At 59.1% G+C, this 12,647-nt stretch carries 12 protein-coding genes; 8 read left to right on the top strand and 4 right to left on the bottom strand.

Features of this window, described 5'->3' with window-relative positions; all coding sequences use genetic code 11:
• Positions 1–48: 48 nt before the first annotated feature.
• The gene (locus tag AYJ54_RS18450) at positions 49–1,827 is read left to right on the top strand and encodes a sigma-54-dependent Fis family transcriptional regulator (protein ID WP_201724212.1); all 1,779 of its coding nucleotides are present in this window, start codon (positions 49–51) and stop codon (positions 1,825–1,827) included.
• Between the two features lie 441 nt (positions 1,828–2,268).
• Here AYJ54_RS18450 and AYJ54_RS53700 read toward each other — a convergent pair whose 3' ends face one another.
• Together AYJ54_RS53700 and AYJ54_RS50765 are read right to left on the bottom strand one after the other, a co-directional pair.
• Positions 2,269–2,556, bottom strand: a complete 288-nt coding sequence (locus AYJ54_RS53700; protein WP_347336773.1) for a Fic family protein — start codon at positions 2,554–2,556, stop codon at positions 2,269–2,271.
• A 292-nt stretch (positions 2,557–2,848) separates the two neighbouring features.
• Complete coding sequence (locus AYJ54_RS50765; protein ID WP_063700858.1) at positions 2,849–3,055, bottom strand: hypothetical protein; 207 nt, start codon at positions 3,053–3,055, stop codon at positions 2,849–2,851.
• Positions 3,056–3,518: 463 nt separating this feature from the next.
• On the opposite strand from AYJ54_RS50765, the gene AYJ54_RS18435 reads away from it, so the two are divergent.
• From AYJ54_RS18435 to AYJ54_RS18420, 4 genes are all read left to right on the top strand, one after another.
• Entirely contained in the window at positions 3,519–4,046 is a 528-nt protein-coding gene (locus tag AYJ54_RS18435; RefSeq protein ID WP_063700856.1) for a hypothetical protein, read from the top strand.
• Positions 4,018–4,395, top strand: a complete 378-nt coding sequence (locus tag AYJ54_RS18430) for a hypothetical protein (RefSeq protein ID WP_063700854.1) — start codon at positions 4,018–4,020, stop codon at positions 4,393–4,395. The genes AYJ54_RS18435 and AYJ54_RS18430 overlap by 29 nt, the downstream gene beginning before the upstream one ends.
• Positions 4,392–4,631 (top strand): hypothetical protein, encoded by a 240-nt coding sequence (locus tag AYJ54_RS18425; protein WP_063700852.1) that lies wholly within the window; start codon positions 4,392–4,394, stop codon positions 4,629–4,631. Before AYJ54_RS18430 ends, AYJ54_RS18425 begins: the two co-directional genes overlap by 4 nt.
• Positions 4,632–4,836: 205 nt before the next feature.
• Entirely contained in the window at positions 4,837–5,076 is a 240-nt protein-coding gene (locus tag AYJ54_RS18420) for a hypothetical protein (protein WP_136623784.1), read from the top strand.
• A 1-nt stretch (position 5,077) separates the two neighbouring features.
• Here the strand turns inward: AYJ54_RS18420 and AYJ54_RS18415 are convergent, their stop codons facing one another.
• A complete protein-coding gene (locus AYJ54_RS18415; protein ID WP_063700848.1) occupies positions 5,078–5,530 on the bottom strand; it encodes a hypothetical protein in 453 nt (150 codons plus the stop codon).
• A gap of 490 nt (positions 5,531–6,020) precedes the next feature.
• Positions 6,021–6,836: a type IV toxin-antitoxin system AbiEi family antitoxin domain-containing protein gene (locus AYJ54_RS18410; RefSeq protein ID WP_063700846.1), complete on the bottom strand. Its 816-nt coding sequence runs from the start codon at positions 6,834–6,836 to the stop codon at positions 6,021–6,023.
• Positions 6,837–7,040: 204 nt separating this feature from the next.
• On the opposite strand from AYJ54_RS18410, the gene AYJ54_RS18405 reads away from it, so the two are divergent.
• The 3 genes from AYJ54_RS18405 to AYJ54_RS18395 are packed head-to-tail and all read left to right on the top strand — an operon-like array spanning position 7,041 to position 12,623.
• The gene (locus tag AYJ54_RS18405) at positions 7,041–8,558 is read left to right on the top strand and encodes a Wadjet anti-phage system protein JetA family protein (protein ID WP_136623783.1); all 1,518 of its coding nucleotides are present in this window, start codon (positions 7,041–7,043) and stop codon (positions 8,556–8,558) included.
• Positions 8,548–9,186 (top strand): DUF4194 domain-containing protein, encoded by a 639-nt coding sequence (locus AYJ54_RS18400; RefSeq protein WP_063681770.1) that lies wholly within the window; start codon positions 8,548–8,550, stop codon positions 9,184–9,186. Before AYJ54_RS18405 ends, AYJ54_RS18400 begins: the two co-directional genes overlap by 11 nt.
• Complete coding sequence (locus AYJ54_RS18395) at positions 9,183–12,623, top strand: SbcC/MukB-like Walker B domain-containing protein (protein ID WP_063700844.1); 3,441 nt, start codon at positions 9,183–9,185, stop codon at positions 12,621–12,623. The genes AYJ54_RS18400 and AYJ54_RS18395 overlap by 4 nt, the downstream gene beginning before the upstream one ends.
• Positions 12,624–12,647: the final 24 nt, after the last annotated feature.

The following is a 12,647-nucleotide window of genomic DNA, read 5'->3' as shown; positions in this document are numbered from 1 at the left end:
TTCCTCTAAGTTCGATTTCACTATTTGATGAAATTGGAAAGCGCAGGCATGCCCGACGAGGAATTCCTGATTTCGCTCGCCGAGGCCTCGCGCCGCTCGGCGCAAATCCTCAGCCGGGGTGCGAGCAGCGAGCTTCACACCGGTGCGCCGCCGACCTTTGATGATCTCGCGGAGTCCCTGCATTTTGCGCTCGGCGATGGCCGCATCTGGCTCAACGACCAGCGCATGGTGTTGATGCAATCGCAGGTGCTGGGGCGGCTGCGTGCCGAAATCATCGACGCCTTCGGCATGGAGACCGCCAAGGCGATCTTCATGCGCGTCGGCTACATGCAAGGCGCGCGCGATGCCGCGCTGGTCCAGAAGCGCTTTCCGCATGAGGACCTGACCCACGCGTTGGCCGCCGGACCGCGGGTGCACACGCTGGAGGGCTTCGTCAAGGTCACCACACGGCACTTCGAGTTCGACCGCGACAAGGGCACCTATTTCGGCGAGTTCTACTGGGACGATTCATCGGAAGCCGCCGAGCATGTCGCGAGCTATGGTCTTGCCAACGAGCCGGTGTGCTGGCTCCAGATCGGCTATCCCGCGGGCTACACCACAAAATTGTTCGGCTCGCCCGTGATCTTCCGCGAGATCGAATGCGCCGGCATGGGCGCGCCGCGCTGCGTGATCATCGGTCAGCATGCCGATGCCTGGGGCGACGACGCGCCGGAGCGGCAGTATTTTGGCTTGGAATGGAAGAGCCGTCCGCTTCACGCGGCGGCCAAGATGCCCGTTGCCGAGCAGGAAACGCCGGCCGAGGTCGATGCAAAGGGCGACGTCGCGGTCGGCGTCTCCGCGGCCTTCGTTCGCACGCGGCGTCAGCTCGAGCGTGTCGCGGCGACTGATGCGACCGTGCTGTTCGTCGGCGAGTCCGGCGTCGGCAAGGAGCTGTTCTCCAGCCAGTTGCATGCGATGAGCCGACGCAATGCCAGTCCGTTCGTTGCGATCAACTGCGCCGCGATCCCGGAGCAGCTCGTCGAGTCCGAACTGTTCGGCGTCGAGAAAGGCGCATTTACTGGCGCCATTGCCTCGCGCGCGGGCTATTTCGAGCGCGCCTCGGGCGGCACGCTATTCCTGGACGAAATCGCCTCGCTGACCTACTCGGCGCAGGGCAAGGTGTTGCGCGCGCTTCAGGAGCGGAAGATCGAGCGGGTCGGCGGCACAAAGACCGTCTCGCTCGATGTCCGCGTGGTCGCAGCGTCTAATGTCGATCTCACGGCAGAAGTTGCGGCCGGCCGCTTCCGGCAGGATCTCTATTTCCGCCTCTGCGTCTTTCCGATCGTTATCCCGCCGCTTCGCGAGCGGCGCGACGACATTCCGCTGCTGATGGCGCATTTCCTCAATCTCTACAGCGCGCGGCACGGCCGGCGTCTCACCGGCTTCAGCCGGCGCGCGACGGACGCGCTGTTCAAGTACAGCTATCCCGGCAACATCCGCGAATTGCAGAACCTGATCGAGCGCGGGGTGGTCTATGCCGACGAGGGTGGCGTGATCGACGTCGGCCATCTCTTCAGCGGTTCGGAGCTTCTGCCGCCATTCTCCATCCAGCTCACCAGCGAAGGCCGGCTCGGACGGATGCCGCTTCACACAGATGGTGTGCCGCCGACGGAGGCACCGCCTGCGTTGTCACCCGACCACGGCGCCTCGTTTGCGGATGTGGAGCGCGCCACTTACGAGACGGCTTTGGCGCGGGCCGGCGGCAACGTCTCAGCCGCCGCGCGGGCGCTTCGGATCAGTCGGGCGCAACTCGACTACCGGCTTCGGCGGCTCGGTCTCCAGCGATAGGCAGCGTTTTGTCGGCCTCGCAAGTTGGTTCTTCCGTCTTCAGCCGGCGATTTGCCTTGCGGTATCCCCAGGCATCTGGTCCATCCGTTCAACAATGGGCATACGCCGCGTATCGTAATGACGAAAGAATTGGTCTCCACCGGAGCCGACGGTCTACATAGATTCGGTCGGCGGAACACGTGTAGTGCTGCGCCATTTTGCCAGTCGTCCAGCCGAAGATCGCCATCAACTGACGTTCGCTCCCCGCGGCGAGCAGGCCGAAGCGCTCGTAACCGTTGCGTCGGTCGAGCAGGGCCGCCGTCTCGGATGTGATTCGTGCCGCAATCAGCGAGCACATAGAAAGTCGGCGCAAGGACCCCGCCTTTCGGGAGGACCTGAAAGTACGGCTCGCGTGCGCGTCGGTTACTGGGGCCCGGCAGGCTGGCACCGAGCTAGGGCGGATCACAGAAGCTTCTGCAACTCGATCCTGAGCGGACCGTTATCGCCAAGGAAACTCGCGATCATCGCGGGCATGAACGTTTTGGCGTTGACTCGATCAAGGTTGAGTGGATGCCCGACATGGCGACTGAGAAGATGCATAAGGGCCAGCTGGGATCTGCCGTTTCCCTCGCGAAACGGATGAATGGCATTGAGTTCAGCTAAGAAATCGGCGGCTGCTCCCAAGAAGTCTGCGACTCCCGTGCCAGGCTTTAACGCCGGAAGCTCAAGCTTCTTGAACAGCTCATTCATGCTTGAGGCGATGTGCTCGGGGTAGCAGAACCAGTTGCCCCCTTTGCTGTACGGACGGTCCGGTACTTCCCGGCCCAGGTGTAAACGTCCTGGAGCAGATGATGATGGATGCTTCTATAATGCCATGGCGTAAAGCGCCCCTCAGGTAGAGGCTCTCGCGATCTCAATGCCATCATTTCGAGCTCGAACGCTTCCAGGGTTTTCGCATCCCTGAGGCGGGCCCGGTTCTTGAGGACAGATGTGCCCTTATAGCAATAGGGATCGTCAAAGACGTCATAACCACTCAAGAGCGCTAGCGGCCCTTCGGCTGGACGTATGCCCTCAAAACCTCAGCCCTCTTTTGGGCGGGCGTCAGTTTCGATTTATTGAGAGCCGACTGACGCTCCTTAGAAGCCTTGCCGAGCTTCAGCCCTTCGACAGCCGAGATGGCCGCAAAAGTCCTGTCTCCCAAGATACGGGAGGAAGAATTGATGCCGGAGCCTTTGCGCTTGTTGGTCATGAGTGAACTATAACACGGATTCTAGTGGGTCGCGAACACGAACTTTCATATACATTGCCAGGTATTATCACCGTCTTAGCGATTCATATGTGGTCGTAAAGGCGCCGAGAGCCAGGGGCAAGTGATGGCTCAGAGGTACAAGCTCCGTCTAGAACTCATTCTGGCTCCGCTTTGGGGGCAAAATCTCCGCTCCAATGTGGTCGGCCTGGGGCCCGGTCGCTGGCTAAAGCAAGGGCGATCCGATCTGCCCTGGGGAAATGTGCCATCGGTGGCGGGACGGATCGCCTGCAAGGCCACGAAAATTGGAAGTACGTCGAAAAGCCTCGCAGCGGCGTTGCCTCTCTGGTTGGTATCGACGTGATCTGTACCGTCTGCCACTCGGTTCAGCATTGAGGGCGTATACGGCAGCTCTTGGCGATAGGCGTTATGTCGCCGACCGGAGCGACGGTTGATTCGCCACCTCATGAAGATCAACAAGTGCACCCGTGCTGCATTCGAGCGGCGTGTCGTGCGCTCCTTCAGAATTTGGTGTTTGCGCAGCAAGAAGAAATGGAAAATCGATTGGGGCCAATTCAAGCCGTTGATCATCGAAGCCAAGGTAGTGCGAGATCCTCACCGCCGGCGACGCGAGGCCGCTGCCGAACGCCGTGCCGGCCAAGCGACCAGCACGAACGAAAGATTTGTGCCATGGGATGCGCCGGTGAAATTGCAGTCTGAGGAAACCGCCAATGCAAGAATGAACAACATGTTTGAAACCTGGGACGTCAATAAACGCATCGCCGAAGCCAAACGCCTAACCGAGTGGTTGGTCGAGCATGCCCACTACTTGCTCTATCTCCGCGAGAACAACGCGATTGTGGTCTATTCCGATGCGCTCTCAAAGCAGATACCACGGTCCTATGCTGCAAATGCATTCAATGCCTTCCGCGAGGCAATGCACCAAATCGAGATGGTGCGGCTCATTGCCTTCTGGGGACCAGCCCCACGTTGATAATGAAACCATCCTGAGCGTTGTCGAGCTCGTCGACGATGACAAGGTTATCAACGCCTTGGCCGATGCAGCGCGGGCCATGTACGGCAGCGCGCCGGAGCCGATGGATCTCAACGCAACCGCTGAAGAGCGAGAGATCGCAGCGCGAATGCTCAAGGAGTACAATGCTGCGCGAGGAGAGGAGCACGCGACCGAGGTTGTCGAAGGTCTCCGCAAAGCGATCGCGGAAGCACGTGCGGTCAAATCATCGCCGCAACTAAAGTCGTTCCGCAATCTGCGCAATAAGCGCGTTGCCCACTATCTCACCAAACCAATGCGGAAAAGAACGGAGAAATCATCGCACCGATGAAGGTCGGTGACGAGAAGCCTGTGCTTGAGGCCTCGCTCAGGATTATTGAGCTGTTGTATTGCTGGGTGAACGGCGTGGGGATTTCGTTCGAACAATCACAAAAGATCAACAAGAAATGGGCGGAGGAGCTTTGGAATGGCTGCAAATTCGATAGAGTGGACCGCTCGAAGCCGCCTGCGACAAGGTCATCGCGTGCTCTGAAAGAGCTGAGTTCGAATGGCTGCCAGCATAATTGAGCACTGCTATCTGGCCGTGGTCGGCTTCTTGGCTGTCGGATATCGTGGTTCGATGATGGGCCTCGGCATATGTCCTTGCGCCACTGCCCAATCGCTGAACTCGTTGAACTCTCTGCACGACGCCTCGTAAGCGGCGACGAACTTCTGAATCGCTCTCGCGATAATGAGAACCGCCTCAGATGGTCGCCTTGTCGGGGCCAGACGGGTGTTTGAGCCAATTGATGAAAAGGTTGAAGTCTTCCTGAGGTCTCAATCGCCGCAGCAGCCGAAAGAGATATTCAACCGTCGACTCAGGCAATTGGCCTTCGCCCGCAGCAGCAAGGGTAATCGCACACTCGAGCTGACCTTTATACAGGTGTTCGATCGCAGCCTTGATTTGTCATCGCTGATAGCCGCTTCGTGGTCTCCACATCTGCCACCGTTCGCTCCGCAGCAAAAGGCCTAAGTCAGGCGGCCCGAAGACGGAAACCGCCACGTCGCCACCAGACGAACAGCAACGCCAGCAGCCCGATCGCGCCCCCCCCGATTATCATCCAAATTCCCAAGCTTCGGCCGTTTGGCACGGCGACAAATTCGCAGTGATAGTTGTAAGTGACGTGACCCCAGAAGTCCTTGTGATTTGTTTCCGAGCCCCGCCAGGTGATAGTGAAATCCGGGTTTTGCGCCCGGTAGGCGGCGGCTCTCGGTTCACAATACTCACCTTGGTTATGGCCGCCATCCGTGGTGCCGGAGTCGAAGGGGATCAACGAAAGGGTGCTGGATGCACACCACGGAAGCGATGGAAACGATTTGCAAGGTGCGTAAGCAGCGTCGCCGAATTTGCCGAGCGCGAGCAGGAGCGCGCTAACCGCCCCTATCAGCGTCGTAGTAATGCCGAGCCATCTAACGACGGCGGTCACCCAATCTGGTGTGGGATCGGGTTTCGGCTTAGGCCTCGGCGTCCTTGGCATGATCACTTCCCCGCTGATCTTAGCCTATGGGCGCCAACCGACCATTGCAACCGAGGCGCGCACGCAAAATGGCCAAGCCGGCGCCGATCATCGAAGAGCCTGTTTGGGGCCCGCGCTGCCCCATCCAGCGCTGTGACAACACTAGCTATGGCCGTCGTTGCGAGAGCTACTTCCCCCGAAAGTTTGGCGCCACCCGGCCGGTAACGTCGGGGTGAATAGGCCCGCAGCGCGTGCCGGCAAGGGCGTCCACGCGCATCCCAGGGGGAGACCCTCGCTCGGAGCCTCCCTGTGCCCCCTGCGGATGCGACGGCATTGCGCATAGGAACCATCCTAGCGCATAGTCGAGCTCGATCGTTTCATCGGGAATGCGGCGTCCGCCGAGTCTCTTCAGGAGATTGTTCGAAATCAACGATAGTTCTCGGTGGGCGATCATTTGCGTTCAGCTCCCTCGTTGCGCTTCTAGCTCCTCCCGACTGACGTTGAGTCTCAACCGCCATTTCGCACTATGAGGACCGTCGGCCGGAAGCGACGGATCCAACGGATGGTAAGTCGCGGAGAGCTTCTCGGTCAGTCTTGCGCGGTCATCTTCGGTTCCTATTTGGCAGGAGTCCAGCAGGTAGCCTAAACGTCGGATCACGGCGCCGACGTTCAGCCGAAGTGCGTAGTCAACGAGTGTTTGTGTTCGCACGCGATCGCGCACTATCCACGTTCCGACGTCTGCTTCGGCGTACCCTCCGCATAGGTCGGGCCGGCGGAGGCAGTCGATAATGGTCCGTTCTACGTCGCTGACCTGAACCGAAACTCCTGGATCGACCCAATGCTTTTCGATTCCGAAGACTTGGGACTCGCGGATATTGACGATTCTGATTTCCGTGCCCTGGACGTTGATGGTGCGGGAGGGGGAACCAACGGCTGAGACGGTCACCACAATTCGTGGCTGTAGCGTCATTCCATGAATGGCAAGTGCGGTGCCATGGGAAAGGTAGTGCAAGCGCTCCCCAGGTAGGTGGTCCGCAACGACAAGGGGATCGCCAGCGTAGACAGTTTCGCTACCTAGCTCCGCAGGCACGAGGGTGTACAAACCCCTCTGGAGACGAGTGACGATACCTCGTTGCTGCGCCTTTCCGAGCATGTTCGAGACCACGTTCTTCGGCGATTGCAGAATTCGCGCAGCATCCTTGATCGTGAAGATCGATTTCCGTTCGTCATGCAGTGTTTGCACCAGCTTAGCGGATTGAGATCCTAGGGTCTTCATAGTAATAACCAAATTATCATCCCGTCGAGATGATAACATATATAGAAATATAAACCGTCAAGGGGATAGCGGTTCCAGCGTTGTTCCCAAAGGGGGGAATCCCGCGGGTGGACAACCGCAGCTTGTCGCCTTAGCATGAACGGAAAGGGAACGGGTTCGGAAGGATAGCCTACCGGAAAAGGCGACTTCCGGGGGGAGTGAGCCTTGTTATTCAGGTACCTCAATGACGATGCGTTTCTGGCGTTTTCGCGAGAGCACAAGCATCTTTACTCCCTCATCTTGCTGGACCTGTACGAGCGCTTCTTTTCGGGCGCTCCCGCTTACCCAACCCCGCAGGAAGTCACGCACACCATCTACGATGTGATGCGGGCCAATCCGTCGCTCTGGAGCGAGAATGACGATTTCGGCGAGCAACTGCCGGAGATCGTTTCAGCTGGGCGCCGGCGCATAAAGCGCTCCGCCAAGATCAAGACAGAGACTGCGGACCGGGCACTCCTCATCGCCCGGCAGCTTTACCAACGACTGATCACTTGGGGCTGGCTGGAAGAGGAGGAATACGGCCTGCGCGTAACCGTCGACATGTCGATGGGACCGCTCTTGGTGATCCAGAGGTTGGCCAGTCTGAACAAGGACGTTTCTCAACGGTTCGGTGGGCTCATCGTCACCGTCCGGGTGAACCTCGAAGCCGTCGAGAAACTCAATCCTCAAGTAGTCGACCGGAAACAACGGGAAGTCGCACTGGCGCTCCGGGAAGCTCGCAACCAGGTCGACCAGTTCACCAAAAGCCTTCGGGCCATATTGTCTGATCTCAAGAGGATCCGTCGTACGGTCATGGAATCGAAGACGGTCGGCGATCGGCTCGAAGCGTTTTTCGAGGAATTCGTTGAGCAACTCCTGTTGCGCGACTTCGAGGCGATCCTGACATTCAATCATCCGTATCGTTTCAGGGATACCATCGTCGATCTTGCGAGGAAGATCGCCCATACGCCCTCAACCATGCAGGTCTTGTCGGAAGAGTATGTATCCAACAGCATCTCTCCATCCATGTCCGAAGCGATCCTCGACGTCGAAGGTGACCTCTTGGCGATTGAGAGTACATTCGGCCATATCGGCGAAATGTTCGAACGGATCGAGGTCTTCCGTCGCCAACTGGAAGCGCGCGTCCGGAACACCATAAAGTATGCCGAGCGTGGCACCCATGGATTGGTGGGCCGAGCGGGCGATCTGGTTCGTCGGCTCGACGGCCTCATTGCCCGCGGTCGCCATCCGAACGCGACAATTGAGTGGAGTCTCGAACAACTCCGATCCCCCTGGTCGGAATTCCACCATGCGCCGAGCCGCGAGCCACGTAAGCCCATCGAATTGCGGCCCCTGGGCGATTGGCCCAGCGATCCGCTCTACGAGATCCGCAAGAAACTACGTTCGCTGTACATCGACCGCATCTCACCCGGCCCCGAGGATGTCCGCCGCTTCCTCGAAACCCAGGTGCCTGCCGCGGGCACCAGAGAAGCCCGTTTCATGACGCTGAGGACGGTGGACGATTTCTTGGCTTTTGACGCTGCGCGAAGGTATGCATTGACCAATGAAATTCCCCCCGAGTTAGGCGTTCACTTCGAGCTCGAGTTAGCTTCCGATCTTCCTCCACACGACAGCGAGTGGCTACGCTGCGCCAACTTCATCGTCAGGCGCCATGCTGCCACGAGACGCCGGCATGCTCAGTGAATTCGAAGCCATCGAGCGGACCCTCGGCACGGAAAAGGCGGCTGATCTCAGGAAGGCGGTGCACTTCCTCCTGAGGCGCCAGTTCGTCTTTGCCGGCGATCCAAGGACGGGCACGATCTACAACGCGATCATGGATGGTCGGTTGAGATCGGTCATCGACGAGTTCTTCGACAGTTGCGGGTACCGCGTGCATCGGGACACCGAAGCGCAATGGGCCGGAATCACAGCTCTGGGTGACGATGTGCCGCTGCCCCGCATGAAGCTTGATGAGACCATCGTCATCCTGGTGCTGGCCGCCCACTGGCAGGACGAGGTGAACGTTGGCGCCGTCGAAGACCGGGCCATAGTCGTTACGACGTTGAATAGTTTGTTCGACCGCTACAAGGACATGGTTCAGCCCAACGCTTCGAGCTCGATTTCGCTTTCGCGGTTCCGAGAGATTTTGAAGGAAGCCTCTCAGCGCAGCTTGGTGGATCTCGGCGAGTTCGACGGCGACGCGCAGGACATCGAAGTTGCAATACGCCCCATGATCAAGCTGATCAGCGGATCGGACGCCTTGCAGCGAATCGAACGTTACGTTCGATCGCAAGAAAGCGCCCCACAGTCGATGGACGGAGACGACTCATGATGGAGTTGCGTCACGTGGCCATGGTCCAATGGCACCTCTTCGATAGCCAAGACATCGATCTGGCAGGACACACCGGCGTATTCGGTGAGAACCGTTCCGGAAAATCAACTATACTCGACATGGCTCAGGTCGTCCTGACTGGCGGAAACCGGAACGTCCAGCGCCTGAATGCGGTAGCGAGTGACAAAGGAAAGAGCCGTAGCGCCTCCAAGCGAACCGTCGTGGACTACTGTCTCGGCGCGTTAGGGGAGGATGAGCGTAAGCGGGACCAAGCTCGAACCTACATTTGCCTGGGATTTGTGGACACCGAGGGAAAACGCTCTCCGGTGTCGATCGGCATGGCGATCGAGGCTCGGCGATCCGAGACGAACGAGACCGTTCTCGGTCGCTTCGTGGTATCCGGCAAGATACTGACGACCGACGATTTCGTCGAGGTACGAGACAGTAAGCGGTTCCCGGCCGACTGGGACAACGTGCGAAGTCGGATCGTGTCGGCAGTAGGACAGGAGAACTTCGTCAACCACCGCGACAAGGCGATCGACTATGTTCGGGAATACATGCGTAAGCTGGTTCCGCATGCCTCCGTGGTGGGTGAGCAGAACGCGAATTCGCTCCAAAAGGCCGTCGTCAACGCGATGACGCTCGATCACGATCAGACGGCGACCGAATTTGTGCGCAACTACATCCTCGAAAAGAACAACATGAAGGTGGGAGAGCTCCGGGAGTCGATCCGCACCTATCGCAACATCAACGACACGATCCGGACGATGCGCGAGAAGCTGGAAGCCCTGGTCGGATTGCGAGGAATCCTTGGGGAGCTAGCCGAGTCCCATGAGCGAAAGGCCCGTGAACAATGGATATCGAAGCGCGCCGATTGGTTCGCGGCACGCGGCGCCTACGCGAACGAGCTGGCAAAATTCAACGAGGAATCGGCGAAACGTGATGCGGCCAAATCGGAAATGGATTTCCTCGGTGAGGAGTTGAAGGGGATTGATGCGGAAATTAGAAGGTTGGACATCGCGATCTCCGAGCATGATGCGAAGACCGGACGTGCGACGCTCGATCAGTCGTTGACATCCGCTACGCAGGCCATCAACCGCGCTGCCATCGAGTTCGAGCGCAGGCTCGATGCCGTCCGGTCCCTGCAGGCGCTGAGCGCGATGAAGGGCTTTGGGTTTGACGAGTTCATTCCGTTGATTTCCGCTCTGACGCGTGCGGCAAAGGACGCCTCCGTCGAGCGACCTGTGAATCTCCTGTTAGATGCTGAATCCCGGTTGCTCGCTTCCGATCGGACGTCGCTGCAAAGGGTCGATCAGGCTCGCAGGGACCTCATACGCAAGGTCGAGGAGGAGAGGGCACGACTGCGCTCCCTCGAGGAGCGTCTTCGGCTGCACTCGAGCGGCGAAGGCTCGGTTCATTTGAGCGACGACACCAGGAATTTGTGCCGCAAGCTCCGACTGGCGGGAATGTCGCCCCGCGTTCTCTGCGATTTGGTCGAACTATCCGATGTCGCTTGGACAGCGGCGGCCGAAGGTCTCTTGGGGCGCGATCGAGAGGCTGTCTTCGTCGATCGTTCCGATATGGCGCGCGCCACCGCCCTGTTCAAGGACGGGCGGCGGGAATTCCGCCGTGCATCGCTCGTGAGCTTGAACAAGCTGGACCCCAACGGTCCCGGTCCTCGGCCGGGTTCGTTCCCGACACTTTTCAAATCCGACGACTACGATGCCATTGCCTTCATCATCAGGCGGCACGGAACGGTTCGGCTGGCCGAGACGATCGCTCAGTTCAACGAGCCAGGCCGGGCTCTGATGATCGACGGCCTTTACGATGACGGGCTCGTACGCACCCACCGGGCCGCCGAGCCGTCGGATTTCAAGATCGGAAAAGCAGCGCAGATTCAGGCTTTTCACGACCTGAAGGAACAAGCCGAGCAGCTTTTGGAGGATTGCGCCCGGTCGGACGCCGCGGCGAGGCTTGCCGATACGGCGCACGTGCAGCTGGGGCGGATATTCGACGACAAGCAGCCTTCATTCAAAGGCATCGTCGAAGAATACCGAAAGTCGACGCTCGAACGTCGGGAGGTCGAGCAGCGCATCGCTGCGTTGGACGGCGCCGGCGATGGCGGTCTGAGGAAGAAAAGGCAAGCTCAACTTGATCTCAAACGCCGCCGCTTAGAAGAGCGAACGACGCAGGAGAGAGAGTACCTAAAGCATACAAGGGCGGCCGATATCGCAAACCACACGATCGAATCCGGCAACAGTACCCCAGGCTCCAAGCTCGGCATGAAGGTCGCTTGGTCCTTGTACGGGCAGTACCGCGTGCTCTATGACCGCAATTCCGGACGAAGCTCTTATCGGGCCCGCTTCGAGGCCCTCTCCGCGAAGCTCATCTTGGACCGCCATCGAGCCATCGCCATCGAGGCTGCGAAGGCGGCAAGCCGGGCAGATGAGGATCGCATCGGGATTGAACGACGCGTCCGACAAGCTTTGGGGCACTACTTCGATAAATTTGGCGTGGTTTCTAACGTCGGGACCGAAAGCGAGCCTCTGCGCGAGGTCAAGCCTTGGGTGGAGTTGTTGATCCGGGAGATGGAGGAGAACGAGCTAAGGCGCTACGAGCGCCAGGCGCGCGAAGCTGCGGACAAGGCGGCGACGCTGCTGCGCGGCGAGTTCATCAATGCATTGACATCAAGGATCAGCAAGATGGAGCGCGAGCTCTCAGCGATGAATCACGGCCTGACCGATCATCCGTTCCACAACGAACGATATTCGTTCCATCATACCCGTCTGGTCGAGTTTCAGCCTATCTTGAAGATCGTCGAGATCAGCAAAACGTCTCCGGAAGCGCTCGACATGCTTTTCAAGGGTGACGAGGTGCCGGAAGAATTTCCGCACCGGGACACGCTGCGGGAAATCGAAGCATTGCTGGAAGATCCCGACAAGGACTTCAGCGTCTTCGAGGACTATCGCAACTTCTTTACGTTCGAAATCCATATGGAAGATATCGTGTCCGGCCGGACGACGAGATGGGAGACGCGCCGCGGGACCGGCTCGGGAGCCGAGCAGCAGGTGCCGATCTACGTGGCGATCGGAGCGTCGCTTGCCTCGGTCTATGGAAGCGGGAGGTCAGGGGCCGGTCGCCCTTCGGGCATGTCGGTGGCGATTTTCGACGAAGCCTTCTCCAAGATGGATGGGAAAAACCAGCGGCAGATGATGAGCTTCTACAAGAAGCTCGGGCTACAGATCGTCATCGCTGCTCCGAACGAGAAGCGCGTCGCGGTTCTCGAGCACATCGATACGGTGGTCGAGGTGGATCGCATCGGCGAAAGTGCACGGGCGAGCGTCGTCGAACTCAAGGAGCGGGCCCGAAAGGAGCTTCGGGCCATGGACCCCGATCTGATGTCCGACGACGAACTCAAGAAGATGGCTGCGGAGTAGGATGTCCAGGCGGTTCACCGACGC

It is taken from the genome of Bradyrhizobium centrolobii (assembly GCF_001641635.1).
Lineage (GTDB): Bacteria > Pseudomonadota > Alphaproteobacteria > Rhizobiales > Xanthobacteraceae > Bradyrhizobium > Bradyrhizobium centrolobii.
The sequence above is the reverse complement of the archived record's forward strand: the minus strand, read 5'-3'. Positions and strand labels throughout refer to the sequence as shown.